This window comes from Arthrobacter sp. NicSoilB8, assembly GCF_019977355.1.
GTDB lineage: Bacteria > Actinomycetota > Actinomycetes > Actinomycetales > Micrococcaceae > Arthrobacter.
Map to the genome: position 1 here is coordinate 1,851,333 of NZ_AP024655.1, position 25,909 is coordinate 1,877,241.

A 25,909-nucleotide genomic window follows, 5' to 3' on the forward strand; every position below is an offset into this window, starting at 1 on the left:
GGCTGGCTGGAGGAGCGAGCAAGGGCGGCTAGGACGATGTTCCCCGCGGGCATTAGAGTGAGGGACTGTGACTGAAGAAAACACCGCCGTCGCCGGCGCCGCACAGCCGGCCGGCGACGCAGAGTACGGAACACCCACCTTGACGGTTCAGCTGAAGATGCTCGACGACGGGCTCGAGCCGCCGTCGTACGCGCACCCGGGCGACGCGGGCGCCGACCTTCGCGCCCGCGAAGACGTCGTGCTGGCCCCGGGGGAGCGCCGCCTGGTACCTACAGGGGTTTCGATTGCGCTCCCGGACGGCTTCGTTGCGCTGATCCACCCCCGCTCCGGCCTCGCCACGAAGCACGGATTGACGGTTGTGAACGCCCCCGGCACCGTGGACGCCGGCTACCGCGGAGAAATCGCGGTGACGCTGCTCAATACCGACCGGGACACGGCGATCGAGCTGCGCCGCGGCGATAGAATTGCACAAATGGTCATTCAGCGCGTGGAGTATGCAAGATTCCTTCCCGTTGAGGACCTGGACGGCTCGGTGCGAGGCGGAGGCGGCTTCGGCTCCACCGGCGGTTTCGGCGGGCCGGCCTGAGCAGCCGGCCCCGGTAAGGGTTTCAGGCTGGACAGGTTCCAAGCTGGACAAGTTCCAAGCCGGACAGGTTTCAGGCTGGCCACGAGAGTCATTCGGGATTTTGCAGTGCCGCACAAAGCACTGCAGCAAGATAAGCGGTGCAGGGAAAATTGAGCTGGCGGCCCCCGGGCCGCGGCGGCAACGCGGGCAGACGCCCGGACGGCGTCCTGCGGCGGCACAGGATCACAACTGAAGGAGACAACGCCATGGTTTTTGGGCGCGGCAGGAAAGCCAAGCAGGAACAGCTGACAGGACCGGAGACGGCCCAAGACGCTGCGGCCCAGGAAGCTGTTGCTGACGGCACCGCGACTGTTGACGGCATGCCGGCCGGGAACGCAGCCAAGACCGCCGGCCGGGCCGCAACGGGTCCCTTTGACGTCTCTGAAATCGAGGCCCAGGACGGATACGTGGACCTCGGTGCACTCCTGATCGCCCCCCGCGAGGGACTCCAACTCCGCCTTGAGGTCGAAGAGGCGAGCCAGCGCGTCGTCGCCGTCACCATGGACCTGGAGGGGTCGAGCCTGCAGCTCCAGGCCTTCGCCGCACCCCGTTCAGAGGGTCTGTGGGATGAAATCCGTGAGCAGATCGGCCAGTCGGTCGGCAGCCAGGGTGGCCAGGTCGAGGAGATCGAGGGCAGCTTCGGCACCGAGCTCGTGGCCAAGCTTCCCGCAGGCGCCGCCGACGGCAGCCAGGGATACCGCGTGGCCCGCTTCATCGGCGTCGATGGCCCGCGCTGGTTCCTCCGCGGCGTGTTCGGCGGCGAGGCTGCGCTGGACCGCGACGCCGCTGCCGGGCTCGAAGGGCTGTTCCGGCAGATCGTCGTCGTCCGCGGTGAGAACCCCATGCCTCCGCGCGACTTGCTGCAGCTCCGCCTGCCCAAGGACACCGCAGCCGCCCCGGCCCCGCAGTCTGCACCCGACCTCGAACAGCCCGAACGCGGACCGGAGATAACCCAGATTGGCTGATGCCCCCGGCCGCAAAGCCACCCCCGCTGTGTCGATCCGGGAACTGCCGGACCGCGGGCGGGTTTTGTGCCACGGCTTCATCGAGTCGGTCACCTACGTGCCGGCCAACCAGGTGGCATCCTTTATCGCTATCCTGATCGACCACGACGAGCCTGCCCCGGTACCCCGGTTCCTGGCATCCGGTGCCAAGAACAGCCCGGCGGCCGGGACGGCCGGCAGCCTGCCCGCCGCGGCCGTCTCCATTGAGCGCGTGCGTCCCGGAGCGCAGCGCCAGCGGCCCGCCGGCCCCAAGGAACGGCTGCGTGTGGTCTGGCTGGGGCGGCGCCGGATCCCGGGTGTCGACGCCGGGACCGAACTCCGGCTCGAGGGCATGGTCACCATGCGCGACGGACTGCCCACGATCTTCAATCCCCGGTACGAAATACTCTCCCGCCAGGAGGAGCAATGACCTTGCCCGAACACCCCGAGCGGGCACGCCTGGACTCTGCACCGGACGACTCTGCACCGGACGACTCTGCACCACACGACTCTGCACCACACGACTCTGCACCGGACAACTCCGCACGACGGGACTGGGCACCAGCGGATCGGGCTGGCCAGGAAGCCGGCGGGCTGCAGCCGGGGGAGTCTTCTACCGGCGGCCGGGACGCTTCGCAGCCCGTCGCGTCGCGGCCCACTGTGTCCCAGCCCGTAACTGTCAAGCCCGTAACTGCCCAGCCGACTGTCGCCCAGCTCGCCGAGGACTATGCCACAAAAGCCGGACTGCACCGGTCGAGCAACGGCAACATCGACGTGCTCAAGAGCGCCGGCGGCATCCAGGGCATCGCGGAGAGCATCCTGCCGGGACTCGTCTTCCTCATTGCCTTCACCATTGACAGGGAGAACCTGACGCTGGCTGTCGTGGCTGCCCTGGCCGTGGCCGCCGCCTTCACCGTGGCCAGGCTGGTCCAGCGCAAGCCGCTGACCCAGGCACTGGCGGGCTTCATCGGCGTCGGACTCTCCGCGTGGCTGGCCACCTCGACCGGCAAGGCAGAGAACTTCTACGTTCTGGGGTTCTTCACCAACCTCGGCTACATCGTGGCGATGGCCATCTCGGTGGCCGTGCGCTGGCCGATCGCCGGCCTGCTGTTCGGCTTCATCCGCAACGAGGGCCTGGAATGGCGCAAGGACCCGAAGCGGGTCAAGGCCTACTCAATCGGCACGTGGGTGATCGTTGCCGTGCTGGTCCTGCGGCTCGTGGTGCAGGTGCCGCTCTACTTCATGGGGGAGCAGGGCCTCGCCGCCCTCGGCACCACCCGGCTCCTCATGGGCGCCCCGCTCTACATCCTCGGCGTCTGGATTGCCTGGCTGCTGACCCGCCCGGTCCGGGTGCCAGCCGAGGCTGAGACGGAGAAAGAGACCGGGGCCGAAAAGCCCAACTAACCCGATGCCCTGTCAGTAATGGCCGTTCCCAGACCTGGGAACGGCCATTACTGATTGAGGGACAGAACGGGCCGACGGGTCAGCCGTCGAAACCGTCGTCCGTGCCCGGCTGGGTGGCGTGGCCGTGCTGGTCGGAGGTCACCGGGTGCTGATCCTCGAGCGGGGATTCCGGGGCCAGCAGGGAGCGGAGCTCGTCCTCCGCCGCGATCGTGGTCACAAAGAACAGCTCATCGCCGCCGTCGATCACGTCGTCGCGGCTGGGCGTGATGGGCGCCTGGTCCCGCAGGATCGCCACGAGGGTGGAGTCCTCGGGCCACTGGACATCGCCCACGGTCAGTCCGATCACATGGGAATCGTGCGGGACTGTGAACTCCACCAGCGAGGACACCCCGGTCTGCAGCGTCAGCAGCCGGACGAGGTCGCCGATCTCCACCGCCTCCTCCACCAGCGCGGTCATGAGCTGCGGGGTGTTGACCGCGACGTCGACGCCCCAGGAGTCGTCGAACATCCAGTCGTTCTTGGGGTTGTTGACCCGGCCGACGGTGCGCCCGACGCCGAACTCCGTCTTGGCCAGCAGCGAGACCACCAGGTTGACCTTGTCATCACCCGTGGCGGAGACCACGACGTCGGCGTCCTCGAGTTTGGCGTCCTGCAGGGTGCTCAGTTCGCAGGCATCACCGACCAGCCAGTGCGCGCCGCGCAGGCCGCTCCGGCCGATCACCTCCGGCTTCTCGTCGATCAGCAGGATTTCGTGTTTGTGGGCCAGCAGTTCGCGGGCAATCGAGGAACCGACGCTTCCGGCACCGACGATGACGACTTTCACTTAGGACTCCTTGGCGGGGGACTTGGCGAGAATATGGCCGATCTCGGAGCTCCGGTCCACGTTCAGCATGGCGTGGACGGTGTCGCCGTCCTGGTAGGACGTGCCGGCAGAGGGCAGCACGCCCTCGCCGAACCGGGTCAGATACGCGATCCGGACGCCGGCCGCCTTCTCGATCGAGGAGATCGGGTGCCCGATCCAGTCCGGGTTAAGGTCCACTTCGGCGAGAACCAGGCGGCCCGAGGGCTCCCGGTAGTCGCCGGCGATGTGCTGCTCGGGCAGGATGCGGCGCAGCACCTGGTCGGCGCTCCAGCGGACGGCGGCGACCGTGGGAATACCGAGGCGCTGGTAGATTTCGGCGCGGCCCGGATCGTAGATCCTGGCGACAACATGGGGAACGTGGAAGGTCTCGCGCGCAACCCGGGTGGCGAGGATGTTGGAGTTGTCGCCACTGGAGACGGCCGCGAAGGCATAGGCCTCCTCCACGCCGGCCCGCTTCAGCGTCTCGCGGTCAAAGCCGACCCCCGTGACCTTTCGTCCGGAGAATCCCGTGCGGAGCCGCCGGAAGGCGCGGTCATCCTGGTCGATGATGGCCACCGAATGGCCGGCGTCCTCGAGCGTGTGTGCCAGGGTAGAGCCGACACGGCCACAACCCATGATCACGAAGTGCGCCACATGGGCCTCCTCTTGGTTCTGCGTCTGATACTGCGTAAAACTCTACCGGCCGCGGGGCGCCGGAAGGCCACGGCCACGAGGCGGCGTGCGGCGGGTGTGCGCACGCAATCTTCACCGTCATGACATCGCGTCCGAATCAGACTAGTTTTGTGTGGTGCTGACAATTTTCAATGCCGTGAAGCGGGTGCTGGTAGGCAAGCCCTTCCGGAACGACCGTCTGGCCCACACCCTCTTGCCGAAGCGGATCGCGCTTCCCATTTTCGCCTCGGACGCGCTGTCCTCCGTGGCCTATGCGCCGGATGAAATCCTCCTGACCCTGGCCCTGGCCGGCGTGAGTGCGGTGGCCATCTCGCCCTTGGTGGGCCTCGCCGTCATGGTGGTGCTCCTGACCGTCGTGGCCTCCTACCGCCAAAACGTCCACGCCTACCCCTCCGGCGGCGGCGACTACGAGATCGCCAACGTGAACCTGGGCAAGTATGCGGGCCTCACCGTAGCCTCCGCGCTGCTGGTTGACTACGTGCTGACCGTGGCCGTGTCCATGTCGTCCGCCGCGACCTACCTGACCACCGCAGTGCCCTCCCTGCATGGGCAACAGGCCGCGATTGCCACGATCGGCGTCGTGATCCTGGCGCTCGTGAACCTGCGCGGCATCCGCGAGGCCGGCAGCGTGTTCGCCGTGCCGACCTACATCTTCATGGCATCCATCCTCGGCATGACCGCCGTCGGGGTCTTCCAGGCCGTGACCGGCCAGCTGGGGCAGGCGCCCTCGGCAGCCTTCACGATCGTGCCGGAGCCGGGCTTCGACGAGGGACTCGTCGGGCTGGCCGGCGCGTTCCTGCTGCTGCGGGCTTTCTCCTCGGGCGCCGCGGCCCTGACCGGCGTCGAGGCGATCAGCAACGGCGTGCCCAACTTCCAGAAGCCCAAGAGCCAAAACGCGGCGACCACGCTGCTGCTGCTCGGGGTGATCGCCTCCGCCATGCTCGCCGGCATCATCTACCTGGCCAACGCCACCAAGGTGCACATCGTGCTGGATCCGGCAACGGAGTTCCTCCTGAACGGCAAGCCGTTGGAAGAGGGCTATATCCAGAACCCTGCCATCAGCCAGATCGCGCAGACGGTCTTCGGCGAGGGATCCATCCCGTTCTACATCGTGGTGGCCGCCACCGGCGTCATCCTGGTGTTCGCCTCCAACACGGCATTCAACGGCTTCCCGGTGCTCGGCTCGATCCTCGCGCAGGACGGCTACCTGCCGCGGCAGCTGCGCACCCGCGGCGACCGGCTGGCCTTCAGCAACGGCGTCCTGGCCCTGGCGGCCGGCGCCCTCGTCCTGATCATCGCCTTTAACGCGGACGTCACAAAGCTCATCCAGCTCTACATCGTGGGCGTCTTCATCTCCTTCACCATGAGCCAGCTGGGCATGATCCGGCACTGGGGCCGGGAACTGAAACTGTCCAAGGAATCATCCGTGCGGCTGCGCATCATCAAGTCCCGGACCATCAACACCGTGGGCTTCTGCATGACCGCACTGGTGCTCGTGATCGTCCTGATCACCAAGTTCACCCAGGGCGCCTGGATCGCGCTGCTGGCCATGTTCGTGCTGTTCCTGATCATGTGGAGCATCCGGGCGCACTATGACAACGTGGCCAAGGAACTCGCCGTGGACGAGGACTCCTCACCGCGCGCCCTGCCCACCCGGGTCCACGCGGTGCTTCTCGTCTCGCACGTCCGCAAACCGGTCCTGCGCGCGCTCGCCTACGCCCGCGCCTCACGCCCGTCGCGGCTGGACGCCATCACCGTGGACATCAGCCCGGAAGAGACCGAGGCGACCGTCGCGGACTGGGAGAAACTCGAAATTCCGGTGCCGCTGACCGTGCTCGCCAGCCCGTTCCGCGAAACGGTGACTCCGATCATGGAGTACATCAAGAACATGCGCCGGGATTCACCGCGCGACCTGATCGTCGTCTACATCCCGGAGTACGTCGTGGGCAAGTGGTGGGAGCAGCTGGTCCACAACCAGACCGCGCTGCGCATCAAGACCCGGCTTCACTTCGAGCCCGGCGTCATGGTGGCCAGCGTGCCGTGGCAGCTCAAGTCGTCCGAAGAAGCAAAGAAACTGCAGGATATCCAATGACCCCCGACACCCGGACGCATACCCACAACGACCTCGTCGTCGACGTCGGACCCGTCGCCCACGGCGGGCACTGCGTCGCCCGGCATGAGGGCCGCGTCGTCTTCGTCCGCCACGGCATCCCCGGCGAGAAAGTCCGCGTCCGGCTGACCGACGACGGCCCCACCGCCAAATTCTGGCGCGCCGACGTCGTGGAGGTCCTCGAGCCCTCACCGGACCGGGTGCCGCATTTCTGGGACCTCGCCGATTCCGCGCGCTCCTGGGCGCACCGGCATCCGCCCGTCGGCGGCGCCGAACTCGGCCACATCTCGCTGGAACGCCAGCGCAGCCTCAAGGCCGACGTCCTGGCCGAACAGCTCAAGCGGCTGGCCGGCGTCGAACTCCCGCCCGCAGGGCAGACCACGGTCGAACCAGTCGGCGTGGCTGCCGGAGGCGGCGCGGAACGCGGGACCGTCCCCGGCCTCGGCTGGCGGACCCGTGCAGGCTTTGCCGTGACCCCGGCCGGCAAGCTCGGCATGCATGCCCACCGTTCCGATGCCATCCTGCCCGTGCGCGAAATGCCGCTGGCCGTTGACGGCATCAACGCGCTCCGGCTCTGGGAAATCGACCTTCAGGGCATCGACCGCGTCGAGGTCGCCGCCCCCGCGAACGGCTCCCGGCCGCTCGTGCTGCTGGTACCCGCCCCCGGAACCCGGTCCAAGCGGCTCGGCGGCATCCTGTCCCAGCTGCCCGACGACGTCTCGGTGGCCAGCCTGGACCCCGCCACCGGCGAGGTGCTGCAGCTGCGCGGCCGCACGTATGTCCAGGAGTCCGCGGCGGGCCACGACTACCGGGTGACCGGCGACGGTTTCTGGCAGATCCACCGGGACGCCCCGGAGACGCTCGTCGGCGCCGTCACCGGCTTCCTGCACGACGGCGGCTACCTCGCGCCGGGCTCCGTGGTGGCGGACCTCTACGCCGGTGCCGGGCTGTTCACTGCGCCACTGGCCGACGCCGTGGGCGTGACAGGATCCGTGCTGTCGGTCGAGGGCGCACCGGGGACCAGCCGTGATGCGCGCAAGAACCTGCACGACGCCACCCAGGTCGAGATCGTCCAGGGCCGCGTCGAACGGGTGCTCCGGCAGAAACCGCGCAACTTCGACGCCCTCATCCTGGACCCGCCGCGCGCCGGCGCCGGCAAAGCCGTGGTCAAGCAGCTCATGGACGCCGGACCCCGGGCCATCGCCTACGTCTCCTGCGATCCGGCGTCGTTCGCCCGCGACCTCGGCTACTTCCGGCAGGGCGGCTGGGAACTCTCGGGGCTGCGGGCCTTCGACCTGTATCCGCACACCCACCACATGGAGACTGTGGCGCTACTGACTCGCGGGCGCTGATCCCACTAGGATGGTCGGAGTAGTCCGACGTCGCGCTCCGTAATCACGGCTGACCTCATGCAATCCCCACGGATCCTTGCCCCGGCGAGGCCCGGTACTAGTTAGGCCCGCCTAACTAGCAAGGGGTCTGCGGCGCGACAAAGATGAAACTGTTGCGAGAGGAGTCCTGCGATGAGCATTGTGGACAGCTTCGGTTCAAAAGGCAAACTTAATGTAGCCGGTACCGAATACGAAATTTTCCGGTTGAACTCCGTTGAAGGTGCAGAAAACCTTCCGTTCAGCCTCAAGGTATTGCTTGAAAACCTGTTGAGGACCGAGGACGGCGCCAACATCACGGCCGACCACGTCCGAGCACTGGCCGGCTGGGACCCCAGCGCGGAGCCCGACACTGAAATCCAGTTCACGCCGGCGCGCGTGATCATGCAGGACTTCACTGGCGTGCCCTGCGTTGTGGACCTTGCCACCATGCGCGAGGCCGTCAAGGAACTCGGCGGAGACCCCAAGCGGGTCAACCCGCTGGCGCCGGCGGAAATGGTGATCGACCACTCCGTGCAGATCGATGCCTTCGGCAACTCCGGCGCACTGGAGCGCAACATGGAGATCGAATACCAGCGCAACGGCGAGCGTTACCAGTTCCTGCGCTGGGGCCAGACCGCATTTGATGACTTCAAGGTTGTCCCCCCGGGCACCGGCATCGTGCACCAGGTCAACATCGAGTACTTGGCCCGCACGGTCATGACCCGCGAAGTTGACGGGGCGCTGCGTGCGTACCCGGACACCTGCGTGGGCACCGACTCGCACACCACCATGGTCAACGGCCTGGGCGTGCTGGGCTGGGGCGTTGGCGGCATTGAGGCCGAGGCTGCCATGCTCGGCCAGCCCGTCTCCATGCTCATCCCGCGCGTCGTCGGCTTCAAGCTCACCGGCTCCATCCCGGCCGGCGCCACCGCCACCGACGTCGTCCTCACCATCACCGAACAGCTGCGCCAGCACGGCGTGGTCGGCAAGTTCGTGGAGTTCTACGGCGAAGGCGTCGCGGCTGTGCCGCTCGCCAACCGCGCCACCATCGGCAACATGAGCCCCGAGTTCGGCTCCACCGCCGCGATGTTCCCGATCGACGACGTCACCCTCGACTACCTGCGCCTCACCGGCCGGTCCGACGAGAACGTGGCCCTCGTGGAGTCCTACGCGAAGGAACAGGGCCTCTGGCACGATCCCTCCCGCGAGATCAAGTTCTCCGAGTACCTCGAGCTGGACCTGTCCACGGTTGTTCCGTCGATCTCCGGCCCGAAGCGCCCGCAGGACCGCATCATCCTCACCGAGTCCAAGGCCCAGTTCCGCGAGGACCTGCGCAACTACGTGAAGGAAGACCTGGTCGGCGGCAGCGTCGACGAAGCGATCGACGAGAGCTTCCCGGCTTCGGACTCGCCGTCCTTCACGGGCTCGGCAAGCCACCTCACGGACCAGGCCCCGCACTCCCACGGCCCGAAGTCCAACGGACGCCCGTCCAACAAGGTCAGCGTCACCACCGCAGACGGCCGCGAGTTCGAACTGGACCACGGTGCAGTCTCGATCGCCTCGATCACGTCCTGCACCAACACGTCCAACCCGTCCGTGATGCTGGCCGCCGCGCTGCTGGCCCGCAACGCCGTCGATAAGGGCCTGACCTCCAAGCCGTGGGTCAAGACCTCCGTGGCTCCCGGCTCCAAGGTGGTCACCGACTACTACAACAAGTCGGGCCTGACCCCGTACCTGGAGAAGCTCGGCTTCTACATCGTGGGCTACGGCTGCGCAACCTGCATCGGCAACTCCGGTCCGCTCGACGCCGAGATCTCCGAGGCTATCCAGGCCAACGACCTCTCCGTCACCGCGGTGCTCTCCGGCAACCGTAACTTCGAAGGCCGGATCAACCCGGACGTCAAGATGAACTACCTGGCCTCCCCGCCGCTGGTCATCGCCTACGCCCTGGCCGGTTCCATGGACTTCGACTTCGACAACGACGCCCTGGGCCAGGACGAGGCCGGCAACGACGTCTTCCTGAAGGACATCTGGCCGAACCCGGTCGAGGTCCAGCAGGTCATCGATTCCTCGATCGACAAGGAAATGTTTGCCCGCGGCTACGAGGGCGTATTCGACGGCGACGACCGCTGGAAGGCGCTCGACACCCCGGCCGGCGACACCTTCGCCTGGGATGAGAAGTCCACGTATGTCCGGAAGCCCCCGTACTTCGAGGGCATGAAGGCCACACCGGAACCGGTCCAGGACATCACCGGTGCACGCGTGCTGCTCAAGCTCGGTGACTCCGTCACCACCGACCACATCTCCCCGGCCGGTTCCTTCAAGTCGGACACCCCCGCCGGGCAGTACCTGCTGGCCAACGGTGTGGAGCGCAAGGACTTCAACTCCTACGGCTCACGCCGCGGCAACCACGAGGTCATGATCCGCGGCACGTTCGCGAACATCCGCATCAAGAACCAGCTCCTGGACGGCGTGGAGGGCGGCTTCACCCGCGACTTCACCCAGGCGGACGGCCCGCAGGCCTACGTCTACGACGCCGCCCAGAACTACCAGGCCGCCGGCACCCCGCTGGTTGTCCTGGCGGGCAAGGAGTACGGTTCCGGTTCGTCCCGTGACTGGGCCGCCAAGGGCACGGCGCTGCTGGGCGTCAAGGCCGTTGTCGCCGAGAGCTACGAGCGCATCCACCGCTCCAACCTGATCGGCATGGGCGTCCTGCCGCTGCAGTACCCGGCCGGCCAGAACGCCGCCAGCCTGGGCCTGACCGGCACGGAAACGTTCGCTGTTGAGGGCGTCACCGCCCTGAACGAAGGCACCACGCCGAAGACCCTCAAGGTCACGGCCACTGCCGAAGACGGTTCCGTCACGTCCTTCGACGCGGTCCTGCGCATCGATACCCCCGGCGAGGCGGACTACTACCGCAACGGCGGCATCCTGCAGTACGTCCTGCGTCAGATCTCCGCGTAGGGACCCGAGGTGAAGCCGGCAACGCTTTATCGCCGGGTTTACCGCGGGTTCGCGGAGATCGTCTCCGCGAACTAGCGGAGACTAAGCAGTCCCACGAGAAAGCCCCGGCCCGTCAGTGACGGACCGGGGCTTTCCCGTTCCGGCGCGGCGGCCCTGCCGGAGGCGTTAGAGTTAAAAGGCATGTCTACCACCCGAAGGAGGGGCCGTTGGGAATCTTGGACACCATCCGGAATCCGCAGGACCTGAGTAAGTTGTCCGAGGCGCAGCTGGATCAGCTGGCAGCCGAAGTCAGGGATTTCCTGATCGGCAACGTCTCCCAAACGGGAGGACACCTGGGCCCGAACCTCGGCGTCGTCGAGCTCACCATCGCGGTGCACCGGATCTTCGATTCCCCCCGCGACAGCATCGTCTTCGACACCGGGCACCAGTCCTACGTGCACAAGCTCCTCACCGGACGCCATGACTTCAGCACGCTCCGCCAGCAGGGCGGCCTGTCCGGCTACCCCGACCGCGGGGAATCCGAGCACGACATCGTCGAAAGCTCGCACGCGTCCTCCTCGCTGTCCTGGGCCGACGGCATCTCCCGCGCCCGGCAGCTGACCGGCGACGGCGACCGCTTCGTCGTCGCGGTGGTCGGCGACGGCGCACTGACCGGCGGCATGGCCTGGGAGGCCATCAACAACATCGCGGCGGACAAGAAGCGCCGCGTTGTCATTGTGGTCAACGACAACGGCCGCTCCTACGCCCCGACCGTCGGCGGCTTCGCCGACCACCTGGCGTCCCTGCGCCCCACCATCGATTCCCTGCGCGCCGCCCCCGCCTACGAAGGCATGCTCGAATGGTGGAAGCGCAAACTCCAGAACGGCGGCCCCGCGGGCCAGTTCACCTACAAGAGCCTGCACGCCATGAAGAAGGGCATCAAGGACTGGTGGGCCCCGCAAGGCATGTTCGAGGACCTCGGCATGAAGTACATCGGTCCCGTGGACGGCCACAACCTCCAGGCCATGGAAAACGCCCTCGCCACGGCCAAGAACTATGCCGGCCCCGTCATCGTTCACGCCATGACGGAAAAGGGCCACGGCTACGCGCCCGCCCGCGCCCATGAAGCGGACCAGTTCCACGCAGTGGGAATCATCGATCCGGAGACCGGCGCACCCGCCGAGGTCGGCGGCGCCAAATCGTGGACCGCCGTCTTCGCCGATGAAATCGCCGACATCGCCGACGAGCGCAAGGACATCGTCGGCATCACCGGGGCCATGCTGATTCCGGTGGGGCTGCACAAGTTCGCCGCCCGGCACCCGGAGCGCGTGTTCGACGTCGGCATCGCCGAACAGCACGCCCTCACCTCGGCCGCCGGCATGGCGTTCGGCGGACTGCACCCGGTGGTCGCGGTCTACGCGACCTTCCTGAACCGGGCCTTCGACCAGCTGCTGATGGACGTGGCCCTGCACAAGGCCGGCGTCACGATCGTCCTGGACCGGGCCGGCGTCACCGGACCCGACGGCGCGAGCCACCACGGCATGTGGGACATGGCCATGGTCCAGATCGTCCCCGGGCTGCACCTCGCGGCACCGCGCGACGCCACCCGGCTGCGGGAGGAACTGCGCGAGGCCGTGGCCATCGAAGACGCCCCCAGCGTGATCCGCTACTCCAAGGGCAGCGTCGGCGCCGAGGTTGAGGCGCTCGAACGCCTGAGCGACGGCGTGGACGTGCTGGCCCGCCGCCCCGCCGGCTCAAGCGAGAACGACGTCCTGATCGTGAGCGTGGGCGCCATGTCCGAACTCGCGCTGGACGTCGCCAACCGTCTCGGAGCCCAAGGCATCAGCTCCACCGTGGTCGATCCCCGCTGGCTGCTCCCGGTCCGGAAGTCCATCATCGCCCTGGCCTCCCACCACCGCCTCGTCATCTGCATCGAGGATGGCGTGCGGGCCGGCGGCGTCGGCTCCCGAATCCGCCAGGAAATGCGGGCCGCCGGGGTGGACACCGCCCTCAACGAGGTCGGCCTGCCCGTGGAGTTCCTCGACCACGGCACCCGCAGCCAGGTGCTCGAACGCGTCGGGCTGACCGCCCAGCAGATCACGCACGACGTCGTCGCGCAGGTACTGGGCACGAAGGTGCCGTTTGCGCGGCCCCTGCCCGGCCAGGAACACCCCAGCACCGGCAGTCTGCCGCTGCTGTAGCCAGCACGTCTGTTGAGCACTACCCCGTGCGGCGCCACCTAAGGAGGCGCAGTACGGCCCAGGAAGGAACTGGCATATGAGTGGAATTATCCGGGTTTACAAGCGTGACGAAGAGGGCACCCTGGAGTTCAGGGAAGCCTGGTTTGACGAGGACTACAGCCAGTTCGTGATGAACCACGGGGTTGTCGGGCACCAGAGCAAAACGGACGAGACAGACGTCCAGGACGCCGAGGCCGCCGAGCGCCTGATGGACGCCTTCGCGGTGCAGTGTGCCGAGGACGGCTACGCCGAAATCCCCGAGGACGAGCAGTTCTGGGTGGTGGCCCAGTATGCGCTCAAGACCAAGGAGGGGACCAGCCGTGATAAGTACCTCGAGGAAAAGGCCAAAGACGCCCTGATCAGCCATCTTGCCTGGCGGGGCCTGGGAATCGTGGACCGCAGCGAGTTTTCCGATGCCAGGCTCAATATCTTCTGCCTGACCCCGGACGTGAACAAAACGGTCTCCGCCATCAAGGTCTGCATCCGGGGCGAGGACCTGGACTTTACCAAGCTGAGCATTGGCGCCGCGCCGTTTGGCGAGGAGACTTTTAAGCTCAAGCATTCACCGAAACCGGCCAACAGCTTCACGCTCTAGGCAACACCGGAAAGGAGCCGGGCACGGCTCACATCAGTTTGGGGGCATCCGACTGGAAGGCAACGCAGTGACGCGAAAATCCTCTCGACCAGGCAGCACTCCGCTCCCCGCAGGACTGGCGGCGCCCGCGCGCAAGTCCCTCGCGCACGCGGGGGTGGAAACCCTCGAACACCTCGTGCAGCTTGGCCGGCGCCGGCTTGCCGGGATGCCGGGCATCTGCCCGCGCACCGTCGCCCAACTCCAGGACGCCATGGACGAGCACGGGCTCGAGCTGCCCGCAGGGTAGCGGCGCCTGCCCTGGCTTGGGCCCCATGCATCCCTGGACGGGGGCACCCGCCCGCTCGATATAGGCTAAATCCATGACTGAATACCGCCGTGTGGGAAATTCCGGACTATCCGTCTCGGTCGTGGGACTGGGCTGCAACAACCTGGGCCGGTCCGGGACCGTGACCGAATCGCAGGAGGGCACCGACGCCGTCGTGCACGCGGCCCTGGATGCCGGGATTACCTTCTTTGACGTCGCCGATACCTACGGCCGGGAGCCCGGCCTGAGCGAGTCCATGCTGGGCCGGGCCCTGGGCGGCCGCCGGGACGACGCCGTGATCGGCACGAAGTTCGGCATGGACATGCGCGGCGCCAACGGCGAGGACTTCGGCGCCCGCGGATCGCGCCGCTACATCATCAAGGCGGCCGAGGCCTCGCTGCGCCGGCTCGGCACGGACTGGATCGACCTCTACCAGTTCCACACCCCGGACCCACTCACCCCCATCGATGAGACGCTCGCGGCCCTTGAGGACCTCGTCAGCAGCGGCAAGGTCCGCTACATCGGCCATTCCAACCGGGCCGGCTGGCAGATCGCCGAGGCCGAGTTCGTGGCCCGAGCCCGCGGGGGAGCCCGGTTCATCTCCAGCCAGAACCACTACAACCTGCTGGACCGCCGCGCCGAACTCGAGGTCACCCCCGCCGCCGAGGCCTACGGCCTGGGCGTCCTGCCGTACTTCCCGCTTGCCAACGGCCTGCTCACCGGCAAATACTCCAAGGGCGCCGCCCCCGAGGGGTCCCGGCTCAGCCACACCCGCACCAACCTCGTCCACGACGCCGACCGGGAGCAGCTGGCCGCCTTCGGCGAGTTCGCCGCCGCCCGCGGCCTCAACGAGGTCCAGGTCGCGTTCTCCTGGCTGGCTGCCCAGCCGTCCATCAGCAGCGTCATCGCCGGCGCCACCACGCCGGAGCAGGTCCGCCAGAACGCGGCGGCCGTGGCCTGGAAGCCCAGCCCCGCGGACCTCGCCGAGCTCGACGAACTCTTCCCGCGCACCCCCAAGGTGGCCCTGTTCTGAACGATCCGGCCGCGGACAGCCCCGCGACACACACGATTCTGATGGACGTCGACACCGGGATCGACGACGCCCTGGCCCTGGTCTACCTGCTGTCCCGGCCCGAGGTCCGCATCCAGGCCATCACGTGCACCGCGGGGAACGTCGGGGCCCGGCAGGTGGCGGTGAACAACCTGGCCCTGCTGGAGCTGTGCGGCCGCGCGGGTATCGAGGTGGCCATCGGCGCCGAGGTCCCGCTGGAGATCCCGCTGGTCACCACCGAAGAGACGCACGGCCCGCAGGGGATCGGCTACGCGGAGCTGCCGGCGCCGGCGCAGCAGATCTCGGCCCGGCACGCCGTCGACGTCTGGGTGGAGGAGGTGCGGGCGCACCCGGGGGAGATCACCGGGCTGATTACGGGTCCGCTGACCAACTTTGCCCTGGCCCTGCGCCGCGAGCCGGAACTGCCGCGGCTGCTCAAGGGGCTCGTCATCATGGGTGGCAGCTTCTACTACCAGGGCAACACGACGCCCACGGCCGAATGGAACACCTCCGTGGACCCGCACGCCGCCAAGGAAGTGTTTGCCGCCTACCGCGGTCTGCCCGAGGACAAGCTGCCGATCGTCTGCGCCCTGGAGACCACCGAGCGGATCGAGATGCGGCCGGAGCACCTGCGCCGCCTCGGCGAGGCCGCGGGCGCGCCGGAGCCGGAACTCGTCCTCCCGGAGCAGCCCGAAGGCCGGCGCAGCCGGTCCGGCAACCCCCTCATCGCCTGCCTGTCCGATGCCCTGCGCTTCTACATGGAATTCCACCGGCTCTACGACCAGGGCTTTGTGGCCCACGTGCACGACGCCTTCGCGGCCTGTGTTGCCGCGGGGCGCACGCCGTTCGCAACGCGCACGGCCGCCGTCGACGTCGAAACGGACTCGCCGCTGCTCATCGGCACCACAGTGGCAGACTTCCGGGGACTGTGGGGACTGCCGCCGAACGCCAGGATCGTCTCCGACAACAACCCCGGGCACTGCTTCGACGAGCTGGTGTCCTCGGTCGGAGCCCTCGCCCGCGCAGTGGGGCACCGTCCCCGACCTAACGCCGGGGCGGCCTGAGGCCGAGACCGTGGCCCAGACGGTGGCGGAGGCGGTGGCGGACGCGGTGGCGGAGGCGGTGGCCGTGCCGGCCCGGGGATATTCCCCGGGCGGGTCGGCAGATCGCCAGACGGGTAGCCGCTCGCTAGGATGGTAGCTGCGCCGAGGTGACATGAGGCGGATGTTGTCGCACCCAGCCGAAGGAACACCCCATGTCACAGCCCGCCCTCACCGTCCCGGCCCCTGGACAGGCGGCCGGCCGCAGTCGCCGCCTGCTCGAAATCGCGGGCGCCGCGGCCATCGCCGCCACCTACGTCTTCCTGGTGCTCACCCAGCCCGCGGACATTGCCAACGGCCCGGCCAGCTTCTCGGCTCTCGTGGCCCTCGGCGGATTCCTGCTCGGCGCGGTCCTCCTGATTGTCGCCGTCCTGCCCGTCCTCCCCACCTCCACCCTCGTCCTCATCCCGGTGGCACTGGTCCTTAACGTGGTCCTCGGACAGCTCATGGGCAGCACCGGCCTGCCCTTCTACATCGACGCGATCGGCACCGTCCTGATCGCCGTGCTCGCCGGGCCCGCCGCCGGTGCCGCCACGGGCGCCCTGAGCAGCATCGTCTGGTCCTTCTTCAACCCCACCGTCCTGCCCTTCGCCGCCGGGGCGGCCCTCATCGGCTTCCTCGCAGGCATGGCTGCCCGCGGCGGCCTGTTCCGCCGCTTCTACCTCGCCCCGATTGCCGGCTTCGTCACCGGCATCCTCGCCGGCGTCGTCTCCGCCCCGATCGCCGCATTCGTCTTCGGCGGCACCTCCGGCCTCGGCACCGGGGCAATCGTCAGCGCCTTCCGCGCCATGGGCGATACACTCCTCGCCGCCATCACCAAGCAGGCACTGATCTCCGACCCCATGGACAAGGCCATCGTCTTCACGATCGCGGCGCTGCTGGCCTACGCCTTGCCCCGCCGCACCACCTTCCAGTTCCCGTTCGTGCGGCGCTTCCGGGTGCTCGCCGGCAAGGCGCCGTCAGCGCCGGATGCCTGACGCCGGCGGTCGTGATGCTGTGACCCTGTGACCCTGTGACCCTGTGACCCTGTGACCCTGTGACCCTCCGCCTTCACCCCTTCACCGCGCTGACTGCCGCGGTTTGCACCGCCGTCGTCACGACGGCGGCGTCGAGCTGGCCGCTGTCTGTCGCCGTGGCCCTCGCCGCGGCGGCCCTTGCAGTGCGCGGCGGAGTTGCCGGCCGGGTCCTGCCCGCCGCGGCGGTGATCCTTGTTCCCCTCTGCCTTTCCCTCCTGGTGCTGCACGGTCTCTTCTTCCCCGAGGGCCATACCGTGCTGGCCCAGTGGGGGCCGGCCCGGGTCACGGCCGAGGGCCTGGGGTTCGCGCTGGAGCTCGGGACGCGGACCACCGCGTGCGTCCTGGTGTTCCTGCTCTTCTCTTTCACCGTGAGCGTTCCCGACCTCCTCTCCGCGCTCTCCGCCCGGCGGATCCCGCCGCAGTTCGGCTTCATCCTGGCCTCCACCCTCACCCTCCTGCCTGCCGTCGCCGGCAGCCTGGACCGGATCCGGCAGGCCCAGGAAACGCGCGGGATGGTGGTGCGCGGCGGCCTGCTGTCCCGCCTTGGCACCCTCCGGCTGCAGATGGTGCCCCTGGTGCTGGCCCTGATGGACGACGCCGGCAGCCGCGCCCAGGCGCTCGACGCCCGCGGCTTCGGCAGCCCGGGTCCCCGCACCAGCTACCGCGAGGTCGCCGACCCGGCCGCCCAGCGGCGCTTCCGGGCAGCCGCGCTGGTGCTCACGGCGGCAGCCGTCGTGGCGCGGCTCGTCGTTTCCTGGCCGGCCGGAGCGGGGTCGTGACGGCGGCCACCAGGACGGCGCTGCGGGTCCGGATCGACGCGTTCACGTTCCACGGCGAGAGCCGCCCGGCCCTGCACGATGCGGCGCTGTCAGTCACGCCCGGCTCCCTGACCGCCGTCCTGGGCGGCTCCGGAAGCGGAAAATCCACGCTCGGACGACTGCTGGCCGGCTGGCTCCGGGCCGGCCACGCGGGACAGTTCCGCGGCAGCCTGGAGCTCGACGGCACCCGGCTGGATTTCCGCGGCGTGCCCGAGGACCCCCGGATCAACCCCGCCGAATGGTCCCGCCGCGTGGCCTTCGTCCCGCAGGACGCGGCCGCAATGCTCTCCACGGTCCGGGCCACCGTGGCCGAGGAGCTGGCCTTCGGCCTGGAAAACCGGGCGACGCCACGGGTGGACATGCTCCGCGCTGTGGAGCGCACCGCCGCACGGACCGGCTTGGCCGGGCTGCTGGGCCGGGACCCGGCCACGCTCTCCGGCGGAGAGCTGCGCAGGCTCGCCGTGGGCTGCGCCGTCATCGCAGAACCGGGGGTCCTCATCCTCGACGAGCCGCTGGCATCGCTGGACGCGGCCGGTGCAGCGCAGATTGAGGCCCTGGTCGGCAGCCTCTGCGCCGCCGGGACCGGCGTCGTCGTGCTGAGTCAGGCCGCGGACCGCCTCGCCGGCGAGGCCACGCACTGGACCGTGCTCGACGGCGGCACGGTCACCGCCGCGGGAACGCCCGCGCAGCTGGCCCGCTCGGCCGAGCTGGAGCGCTCCGGCGTGCTGGTGCCCGGCGTTCTCGGCACTGGCGGCGTTCCCGGCGCCGGTATTCGTGGCCCCGCAGCCGCCCCTGGGGCCGGCCCGATATACGGTGGACTTGTCGCCGCGCCCGGTCCAGGTGCGGCAGCACCCGGGAAGGCCGCCCTCGAACTGCGCGGGGTCGGCTTCGGCTACGGCAAGGATTCGCGGAGCCGGCGGGGAACCCCTTCACCGGCCCAGGTCCGGGCCCAGGCCCAAGTCCTGCGGGATGTGGACCTCGCCGTACACCCCGGCGAGATTGTCGCCGTAACGGGCCCCAACGGCGCGGGCAAGTCGACGCTCCTGCGTCACTTCAATGGTCTTCTCCGGCCTTCGGCAGGGGACGTGCGGGTCTGCGGGCGGAGCATTGCCGGGGTGCCGGTCGGAACTGTCGCGGCCTCGGTGGGCCTGCTCTTCCAGCAGCCCAGGGACCAGCTGTTCGAACGGACCGTCCTGCGGGAAGCGGCGTTCGGACTCCGGCACCTCTGCGGGAAAGCCGAAGCCGAGGGCAGGGCCCGGGCGGCGCTGGCCGCCGTCGGGCTTTCCGCGGCTGCCGAGGCCGTCCACCCGGCCGAGCTGTCCGCCTCCCGGCAGCGCCTGCTCGCCCTGGCCACGGTCCTGGCCCGGGAACCAGTCGTGCTGGCCCTGGACGAGCCGACTGTCGGCCTGGACCGGCACGGGCTTGAGCGGCTCGTCGGAAACGTGGCCGCCGCGGCGTCGCGGGGCACGGCCGTCGTCATGGTCACCCACGACCTCGCCTACGCCCGGGCCACCGCGCACCGCATTCTCGAACTCGACGGCGGGAGCCTGCGGGAAGCCTGACAGGCACGGGAGGCTTGTGACCCTACCGGGCTACGCGCCGGGTACCCGAGCATGGAGCCATGGCCACTAATGCAGACACCGCCGCGATCACCGACGTTCCGGCCGTTGTGACGATTTCGTCAGTGATCTGGCTGCTGCTCGGGGCAGCCGGCGCCGTCCAGTCCCTCATGGGGCTGCTCATGGTCCTGGCTTTCGGCGGGATGGTGCCGCCGGCGACGTACCTGCCGGCTCTGGCGCTCTACGTCACCGGCGGGGCCATATCGGTGACGGGGATTGTGTTCGCCGTGCTCCTGAGAAGGGGCCGGAAACCGGCGCGCATTGTCCTGTCGGCGTATGTGGTGATACTTCCGGCATTCCTCTATTTCCCGTACTTTGCCGGCGGTCTGTCTGCCGGCGAGGTGCCGTGGCGGGAGGCGCTGCTCTCTCCCGCCGGCGCGGCCGTTGCCGCTGCGGTCCTCGCCACAGCGCTCATGTGGCTGCCGCCTGCCAACGCGTATTTTGGCAGCGGCGGTGCGCACACATTGGATACACCAGCCGGTTCGGAGCCCACACCCGGCCGGGTGCCACGAGCGGTGGTGGCATCGGTCTGGATCCTGGTTGTTGCCGGCGCTGTTGCCGGGCTGCAGGCAGTCATGGGTCTGGTCCTCCTTGCGGGAAGTATGGGTTCGGGCGGAAACACGACTCCGGCGCTGGTCCTGTGGCTGACTCTTGCCGCAGTGGCGGCTGCAGACCTCGCTTGCGCCAGGGCAGTCGGGCGGGGAAAGCGATTCGTCCGGCCCGTCGTGACCGTCATCCCGCTGGCGGGACTCGCCCTCGCAGTGTTGGCCACGCTCGCCGGCTTTGCGTCAGTGTCTTCGGCGAATCCGGAGAATCCGGCGTATCCGGAGAATCCGGCGGCTGCGGGCGGCGTGCAGTCGGCGATCTTCCTGACGGTCTTTTCCCAGGGGCTGCCGCTCATCGGAGGCCTGGTCGCAGCAGTACTGGTCTGGCTGCCCTCTGCAGGGCGCTACTTCCGCCGCAGCGCGGTGGTTGGTCCGGCCGGCACTTGAGGCGGTGACACGGCGCCGCCGTCCGCACCGGTAGGGTGCGGACGGCGGCGCTTTGGCGTGGCCCTGGAAACCGGGTCAGGCTGTGGGCGGGTCAGGCAGTGGGCGGGTCAGGCAGGGGCCCGGCTTAGGCCGGCGCGGAGGCCACCCCCGGTGCCAGGAACTTCTTGCCGTTGACCCGCTCCGAGGCTCCCACCCGGTCCAGGTACGGGGTAATGCCGCCCAGGAACATCGGCCAGCCCGCGCCGAGGATCATGCAGAGGTCGATGTCCTCCGGACCGGCCACCACGCCCTCCTCGAGCATGAGGCCGATTTCCTCCGCCAGGGCATCCTGCGTGCGGCGCAGGACTTCCTCCGCGGTGGACGGCGAGGTGCCGAAGGACATGAGCGCGAGAGTCCCGGCCGGGATGAAGGGCTTGCCGTCCGGACCCGGCGCGGGTGTGCCGTTCCCCGCCGTTCCATTTTCAGGGGCCCAGATGGACTTCACGCCGTTGTCGATCAGCGCCTGCAGGTTCTCCGAGATTCTGAAGCGGTCCCCGAAGGCCGCGTGCAGCGATTCCTGGACGTGCTGGGCCACCGGCAGCCCCACCATGGCGCCGAGCACAAACGGAGTCATGGGCAGGCCCATCGGCCGCAGCGCGTTGTCTGCGACGTCGGCGGGCGTGCCCTCGTCGAAGGCGGCGGTCACTTCGCCCATGAGGCGCAGCAGAATGCGGTTGACCACGAACGCCGCGGCATCCTTGACGAGCACGGCCGACTTCTTCAGGCCCTTCGCGAGTTCGAAGGCGGTCGCCAGCACGGCGTTGTCGGTCTTCGGTGCACGGACAATTTCCAGCAGGGGCATCACGGCCACGGGGTTGAAGAAGTGGAAGCCGACGAGCCGCTCGGGGTGCTCAAGGTCCGCTGCCATCGCCGTGACGGACAGGGACGAGGTGTTGGTTGCGAGAACGCACTCGGCCGACACGATCGCCTCGACCTCCTTGAAGACCTGCTTCTTGACGTTGAGTTCCTCGAAGACGGCCTCGATCACGAAGTCGGCGTCAGCGAAGGCTCCCTTGGACACGGAACCGCTCACCAGAGCCTTGGTGCGGTTCGCGGCGTCGGGGCTGATCCGCTTCCTGGCCAGGAGCTTGTCCACCTCGGCGTGGACGTAGCCGACGCCCTTGTCCACCCGCGCCTGGTCGATGTCCGTCATAACCACCGGCACCTTGAGCTGGCGGGCGAAGAGCAGGGCGAGCTGGCTCGCCATCAGGCCCGCACCCACGACGCCGATCTTCGTCACCGGACGGGCGAGCTTGCGGTCCGGGGCGCCCGCCGGACGCTTGGAGCGCTTCTGCACGAGGTCCAGGAACGCGTAGACGGTCGAGCGGAATTCGGCCGTCTGCATGAGGTCCGCGAGGGTGTCGCATTCCAGCTCGGCGGACTGGGCCTGCGTGAGTGTGCGGTTGGCCTCCATGACCTCGAGGACCTTGGCGGGGGCGGGGGAGGCGTTGGAGGTCTTGGCTTCGACGAACGCCCGGCCCCTGGCGACGGCGTCCGCCCAGCGGGCCGCAATGCCGGGGTCGGACGGGTCGACGGCGTTGGCACGCATGGGCGACACGGCGCCGGCGATGACCTTCGCGGCCCATGCGACGGACTGCTCGACGAAGTCCGCCGGCTCGAACATGGCGTCCGCCACGCCGAGCTCATAGGCCTGCGGCCCCGTGAGCGTTCGGTTGTTGCTCAGCGGGTTCTCGATCATCACCTTGACGGCGTTCTCCGGTCCGATGAGCCGCGGCAGGATGTACACGCCGCCCCACCCCGGGATCAGCCCGATGAACGCCTCGGGCAGGGCCAGCGCGCCGGCGCCCGTGGAGACGGTCCGGTAGGTGGACTGCAGTGCGATCTCCAGGCCGCCGCCGAGGGCCAGCCCGTTGATGAACGCGAAGCTCGGCACGCCCAGGTTGGCCAGGGTGGCGTAGACCTCGTGGCCCAGCTGCGCCATCCAGAGTCCCTGCTCGCGGCCGCTGACCGACTTGACCGTGGAGAGGTCCGCGCCGGCGACGAGGAAGTACGGCTTGCCGGTGACGCCGACGCCGGCGATCTCGCCACGGGCGGCGCGCTCCTTCAGCCCCTCCAGAACCGTCCCAAGTTCCACCAGCGTGTTGGGCCCGAGGGTGGTGGGCTTGGAGTGGTCCAGGCCGTTATCCAGGGTGATCAGGGCGAAGGTGCCGGGGCTTTTGCCGTCAACGGCCGGCAGCTCAAGGTCCTGGACGTAGGAATGGGTGACCGTCTCGTTCGGGAAGAGTTCGGCAAGTTTGCGGAAGTCGGCGGCGCTCATGCTGTGGCTCCAGTCTCGGTAGCGGCGGATGCGGTGCTGGCGGAATCGGCGCTGCCGCCGGCGCGGGTGTCAGCGGCGGTGCCGTAGGCGGCGTGGTGCGGGTTTTCCCAGATGACGGTGGCCCCCATGCCCAGGCCGATGCACATCGTGGTCATGCCGTAACGGACCGTGGGGTCTTCTTCGAACTGCCGGGCCAGCTGGTTCATCAGCCGGACCCCGGAGGAGGCGAGCGGGTGGCCGACGGCGATCGCGCCGCCGTAGCGGTTGACGCGGGGGTCGTCGTCGGCGATCCCGAAGTGGTCCAGGAAGCTCAGGACCTGGACGGCGAACGCCTCGTTGATCTCGAAGAGCCCGATGTCTTCGATGCCGAGCCCGGCGTTCTTCAGCGCCTTCTCGGTGGCCGGGACCGGGCCGATGCCCATGACCTCGGGTTCGACGCCGGCGAAGGCGTAGGCCACCAGGCGCATCCGGACCGGCAGGCCAAGCTCTTCGGCGGCGTCGGCGGACGCGAGCAGGGCCGCGGTGGCGCCGTCGTTGAGTCCGGCGGCGTTGCCCGCGGTGACCCGGCCGTGGGCACGGAACGGGGTCCGCAGGCCGGCCAGGTCCTCAACAGTGGTGCCGGGGCGCGGCGGCTCGTCCACCGTGTTGACGGTCCAGCCCTGGCCCGGCTTCATGGTGGCGACGGGGACGAGGTCGGGCTGGATCTGGTCCCTGGCGTAGGCCGCGGCGAGTTTGTCCTGTGAGGCGACGGCATAGGCGTCGGTGCGTTCCTTGGTGATGGCCGGGAAGCGGTCGTGCAGGTTCTCGGCCGTGTTGCCCATGTTCAGCGCTGCCGGGTCCACGAGACGCTCGGACATGAAGCGCGGGTTGGGGTCCGAACCGGCGCCCATCGGGTGATTGCCCATGTGCTCCACGCCGCCGGCGATGACGACGTCGTACGCGCCGAAGCCGATGCCGCTGGCCGTCGTGGTTACGGCGGTCATGGCGCCGGCGCACATGCGGTCGATCGCGAAGCCGGGGACGGTCCGGGGGAGTCCGGCCAGCAGGGCGGCGGTGCGGCCGATGGTCAGGCCCTGGTCGCCGGTCTGGGTGGTGGCGGCGATCGCGACCTCGTCGATCCGTTCGGCCGGAAGCGAAGGGTTGCGGCGCATCAGCTCGCGGATGCACTTGACCACGAGGTCGTCGGCGCGGGTTCCGGCGTAGATGCCCTTCTCGCCCGCGCGGCCGAAGGGCGTGCGCACGCCGTCCACAAAGACGACCTCGCGCACGGCGCGGGGACCCGCGGTGCGGGGGCCCGCGCTGCTGGCGCTTGCGTTGCTGTCTGTTCCGCTGTTGCGGTCTTGGCTCACGTGTTGCTCCTCATCGAGACATGGGTGCCGGACCCGCGCTAGCGGCAAGGCCTGGTGCGGGACTTGCCACAGGCGGGAGGTTTCCGGGCGACATCATGCATCATGTTACTCGCCAGTAACATAGCTGGCAAGGAGGAGGGGAGTGGCGCCTGCAGCGCGGGCTATCCGGCCGCGCCGGACGGCGCCTCCGCGGGAACCCTTGGCTCCTTCGCGGGCAGCGGCTCGGGGTGGAGGAAGGCCTCGGTGATCAGCGGAGCCGTGATTTCGATCTGCCACTGGCGCGCCCCGAGGTTGGCCAGTTCCTCGGCCACGCCTTCCTCGCTGAGCTCGGCCGGCGGACGCCACGCGACCCGGCGGAGGTAGTCCGGGGTCAGCAGGTTTTCCACCGGCAGGTTCAGTTCCTCGGCCCTGGCCTGGAGCTTCGGCCGGGCCGTGGCAAGCCTGGCGGCCGCCTCCGGATCCCGGTCCGCCCAGACGCGCGGGGGAGGGGGAGCGTTCGTGGGCAGGTGCAGCGGGGGAAGCTCATCCAGTGCCCGGGCTGTGCTGATGCAGCGCAGCCAGCGGGGCGCTTCGCGCTGGGCGGCGCGGCCGTGGAACCCTTTGGTGCCCAGGAGCTGGGGGACCGTGGAGGGCATGGCCTTGGCCGCGGCGACGAGGGCGGAGTCGGGGATCAGCCGGCCGGGGGCGACGTCGCGCTTCTGCGCCAGGGAATCACGTTCCAGCCAGAGTTCCCGCACCGCGGCCAGCTGGCGGCGGTCCCGGATCTGGTGCAGCCCGGACGTCTTGCGCCACGGGTCGACGCGCGGCGGTGCCTGCCCGGCCTCGAGGATGGCGGCGAATTCCTGTTCGGCGTATTCCAGTTTGCCGTCCGCGACGAGGAGTTCGATCAGTTCCTCGCGCAGTTCGGTGAGGACCTCGACGTCGAGCGCCGCATACCGCAGCCAAGGCTCCGGCAGGGGGCGGGTGGACCAGTCGGCGGCGGAGTGCTCCTTCGCCAGGCCGAAGCCCAGGAGCTGTTCGATGACGGCGGCGAGCCCCACCCGGGGCAGTCCGGCCAGGCGCGCGGCGAGCTCGGTGTCGAAGAGCTTGTCCGGCCACATGCCGAGTTCGGACAGGCAGGGCAGGTCCTGGCTGGCGGCGTGCAGGATCCATTCGACACCGCGCAGCGCGTCATTGATGATGCTGAGATCCCCGAAGGGCTCCGGATCGATCAGCCAGGTTCCGGAGCCTTCGCGCCGGATCTGGACCAGGAAGGCGCGCTGGCCGTAGCGGAAGCCGGAGGCCCGCTCGGCGTCCACGCCCGCGGGGCCGTGTCCGGCCGCGAGGGCTGCGGCGCAGCGTTCGAGTCCGGACTGGGTTTCGATGACCAGCGGCACGCCGTCGCGGGGGGCGTCGAGGTCGATCACTTCAGGGACCAGGCTGTCGAAGCCTTCCACGGTGATGTGGGCTGTGGTGTCAGCGGCTTCTGTCGTATTGTGAACGGCGCCGGCCGTGCTGATTTCCGGATTTTGAGGGGTCATGATCTCTACAGTTTACCGA

The 25,909-nt window shown here is 68.9% G+C and carries 21 protein-coding genes; 16 read left to right on the forward strand and 5 right to left on the reverse strand.

What is annotated here, in order from left to right; genetic code table 11:
- The first annotated feature begins 67 nt into the window (after positions 1-67).
- From dut to LDO15_RS08235, 4 genes are all read left to right on the forward strand, one after another.
- The gene (dut, locus tag LDO15_RS08220) at positions 68-586 is read left to right on the forward strand and encodes a dUTP diphosphatase (protein ID WP_223985831.1); all 519 of its coding nucleotides are present in this window, start codon (positions 68-70) and stop codon (positions 584-586) included.
- Positions 587-831: 245 nt separating this feature from the next.
- On the forward strand, positions 832-1,590 hold the full coding sequence (locus LDO15_RS08225; protein ID WP_223985833.1) for a DUF3710 domain-containing protein: 759 nt from the start codon (positions 832-834) through the stop codon (positions 1,588-1,590).
- Positions 1,583-2,038, forward strand: coding sequence for a hypothetical protein (locus LDO15_RS08230; protein ID WP_223985835.1), 456 nt, complete (start codon positions 1,583-1,585; stop codon positions 2,036-2,038). The genes LDO15_RS08225 and LDO15_RS08230 overlap by 8 nt, the downstream gene beginning before the upstream one ends.
- Positions 2,035-3,012: a DUF3159 domain-containing protein gene (locus tag LDO15_RS08235; protein ID WP_346655986.1), complete on the forward strand. Its 978-nt coding sequence runs from the start codon at positions 2,035-2,037 to the stop codon at positions 3,010-3,012. The genes LDO15_RS08230 and LDO15_RS08235 overlap by 4 nt, the downstream gene beginning before the upstream one ends.
- A 79-nt stretch (positions 3,013-3,091) precedes the next feature.
- On the opposite strand, the gene LDO15_RS08240 is transcribed toward LDO15_RS08235, so the two are convergent.
- Positions 3,092-3,835 (reverse strand): TrkA family potassium uptake protein, encoded by a 744-nt coding sequence (locus tag LDO15_RS08240; protein WP_223985837.1) that lies wholly within the window; start codon positions 3,833-3,835, stop codon positions 3,092-3,094.
- Positions 3,836-4,507 (reverse strand): TrkA family potassium uptake protein, encoded by a 672-nt coding sequence (locus tag LDO15_RS08245; RefSeq protein WP_223985839.1) that lies wholly within the window; start codon positions 4,505-4,507, stop codon positions 3,836-3,838.
- A 154-nt stretch (positions 4,508-4,661) separates the two neighbouring features.
- Between LDO15_RS08245 and LDO15_RS08250 the strand changes: the two genes are divergently transcribed.
- The 12 genes from LDO15_RS08250 to LDO15_RS08305 all read left to right on the forward strand — a co-directional run bounded on the left by LDO15_RS08250 (position 4,662) and on the right by LDO15_RS08305 (position 20,704).
- On the forward strand, positions 4,662-6,638 hold the full coding sequence (locus LDO15_RS08250) for an APC family permease (RefSeq protein WP_223987204.1): 1,977 nt from the start codon (positions 4,662-4,664) through the stop codon (positions 6,636-6,638).
- Complete coding sequence (locus LDO15_RS08255; RefSeq protein WP_223985841.1) at positions 6,635-8,008, forward strand: TRAM domain-containing protein; 1,374 nt, start codon at positions 6,635-6,637, stop codon at positions 8,006-8,008. Before LDO15_RS08250 ends, LDO15_RS08255 begins: the two co-directional genes overlap by 4 nt.
- 171 nt (positions 8,009-8,179) lie before the next feature.
- Entirely contained in the window at positions 8,180-10,990 is a 2,811-nt protein-coding gene (locus tag LDO15_RS08260; protein ID WP_223985843.1) for an aconitate hydratase, read from the forward strand.
- Positions 10,991-11,196: 206 nt separating this feature from the next.
- The gene (dxs, locus tag LDO15_RS08265) at positions 11,197-13,170 is read left to right on the forward strand and encodes a 1-deoxy-D-xylulose-5-phosphate synthase (protein ID WP_223985846.1); all 1,974 of its coding nucleotides are present in this window, start codon (positions 11,197-11,199) and stop codon (positions 13,168-13,170) included.
- A 76-nt stretch (positions 13,171-13,246) separates the two neighbouring features.
- Positions 13,247-13,804: a hypothetical protein gene (locus LDO15_RS08270; protein ID WP_223985848.1), complete on the forward strand. Its 558-nt coding sequence runs from the start codon at positions 13,247-13,249 to the stop codon at positions 13,802-13,804.
- 67 nt (positions 13,805-13,871) lie between these two features.
- Entirely contained in the window at positions 13,872-14,090 is a 219-nt protein-coding gene (locus LDO15_RS08275; RefSeq protein ID WP_223985851.1) for a hypothetical protein, read from the forward strand.
- 73 nt (positions 14,091-14,163) lie between these two features.
- On the forward strand, positions 14,164-15,141 hold the full coding sequence (locus LDO15_RS08280; protein WP_223985854.1) for an aldo/keto reductase: 978 nt from the start codon (positions 14,164-14,166) through the stop codon (positions 15,139-15,141).
- Positions 15,142-15,182: 41 nt separating this feature from the next.
- A complete protein-coding gene (locus tag LDO15_RS08285) occupies positions 15,183-16,223 on the forward strand; it encodes a nucleoside hydrolase (RefSeq protein ID WP_223985857.1) in 1,041 nt (346 codons plus the stop codon).
- Positions 16,224-16,414: 191 nt separating this feature from the next.
- The gene (locus LDO15_RS08290) at positions 16,415-17,236 is read left to right on the forward strand and encodes an ECF transporter S component (RefSeq protein ID WP_223985860.1); all 822 of its coding nucleotides are present in this window, start codon (positions 16,415-16,417) and stop codon (positions 17,234-17,236) included.
- Positions 17,237-17,295: 59 nt separating this feature from the next.
- Positions 17,296-18,054 (forward strand): energy-coupling factor transporter transmembrane component T, encoded by a 759-nt coding sequence (locus LDO15_RS08295; RefSeq protein ID WP_223985862.1) that lies wholly within the window; start codon positions 17,296-17,298, stop codon positions 18,052-18,054.
- Complete coding sequence (locus LDO15_RS08300) at positions 18,051-19,655, forward strand: ABC transporter ATP-binding protein (protein WP_223985864.1); 1,605 nt, start codon at positions 18,051-18,053, stop codon at positions 19,653-19,655. Before LDO15_RS08295 ends, LDO15_RS08300 begins: the two co-directional genes overlap by 4 nt.
- A gap of 59 nt (positions 19,656-19,714) precedes the next feature.
- Positions 19,715-20,704, forward strand: coding sequence for a hypothetical protein (locus LDO15_RS08305; protein WP_223985866.1), 990 nt, complete (start codon positions 19,715-19,717; stop codon positions 20,702-20,704).
- A gap of 124 nt (positions 20,705-20,828) precedes the next feature.
- Here LDO15_RS08305 and LDO15_RS08310 read toward each other — a convergent pair whose 3' ends face one another.
- The 3 genes from LDO15_RS08310 to LDO15_RS08320 all read right to left on the reverse strand — a co-directional run bounded on the left by LDO15_RS08310 (position 20,829) and on the right by LDO15_RS08320 (position 25,890).
- Positions 20,829-23,021, reverse strand: a complete 2,193-nt coding sequence (locus tag LDO15_RS08310; protein WP_223985870.1) for a 3-hydroxyacyl-CoA dehydrogenase NAD-binding domain-containing protein — start codon at positions 23,019-23,021, stop codon at positions 20,829-20,831.
- Positions 23,018-24,289, reverse strand: a complete 1,272-nt coding sequence (locus LDO15_RS08315; protein ID WP_223987207.1) for an acetyl-CoA C-acyltransferase — start codon at positions 24,287-24,289, stop codon at positions 23,018-23,020. The genes LDO15_RS08310 and LDO15_RS08315 overlap by 4 nt, the downstream gene beginning before the upstream one ends.
- Before the next feature lie 242 nt (positions 24,290-24,531).
- The gene (locus LDO15_RS08320) at positions 24,532-25,890 is read right to left on the reverse strand and encodes an HRDC domain-containing protein (protein WP_223985872.1); all 1,359 of its coding nucleotides are present in this window, start codon (positions 25,888-25,890) and stop codon (positions 24,532-24,534) included.
- Between the last annotated feature and the right edge of the window lie 19 nt (positions 25,891-25,909).

What these genes read in the sequence shown, in the direction of transcription:
- LDO15_RS08305 (WP_223985866.1), top strand. Translation starts at nt 19,715, where the DNA reads ATGGCCACTAATGCAGACACCGCCGCGATCACCGACGTTCCGGCCGTT.
- LDO15_RS08255 (WP_223985841.1), top strand. Translation starts at nt 6,635, where the DNA reads ATGACCCCCGACACCCGGACGCATACCCACAACGACCTCGTCGTCGAC.
- LDO15_RS08225 (WP_223985833.1), top strand. Translation starts at nt 832, where the DNA reads ATGGTTTTTGGGCGCGGCAGGAAAGCCAAGCAGGAACAGCTGACAGGA.
- LDO15_RS08235 (WP_346655986.1), top strand. Translation starts at nt 2,035, where the DNA reads ATGACCTTGCCCGAACACCCCGAGCGGGCACGCCTGGACTCTGCACCG.
- LDO15_RS08280 (WP_223985854.1), top strand. Translation starts at nt 14,164, where the DNA reads ATGACTGAATACCGCCGTGTGGGAAATTCCGGACTATCCGTCTCGGTC.
- LDO15_RS08310 (WP_223985870.1), bottom strand. Translation starts at nt 23,021, where the DNA reads ATGAGCGCCGCCGACTTCCGCAAACTTGCCGAACTCTTCCCGAACGAG.
- LDO15_RS08270 (WP_223985848.1), top strand. Translation starts at nt 13,247, where the DNA reads ATGAGTGGAATTATCCGGGTTTACAAGCGTGACGAAGAGGGCACCCTG.
- LDO15_RS08290 (WP_223985860.1), top strand. Translation starts at nt 16,415, where the DNA reads ATGTCACAGCCCGCCCTCACCGTCCCGGCCCCTGGACAGGCGGCCGGC.
- LDO15_RS08285 (WP_223985857.1), top strand. Translation starts at nt 15,183, where the DNA reads ATGGACGTCGACACCGGGATCGACGACGCCCTGGCCCTGGTCTACCTG.
- LDO15_RS08320 (WP_223985872.1), bottom strand. Translation starts at nt 25,890, where the DNA reads ATGACCCCTCAAAATCCGGAAATCAGCACGGCCGGCGCCGTTCACAAT.
- LDO15_RS08260 (WP_223985843.1), top strand. Translation starts at nt 8,180, where the DNA reads ATGAGCATTGTGGACAGCTTCGGTTCAAAAGGCAAACTTAATGTAGCC.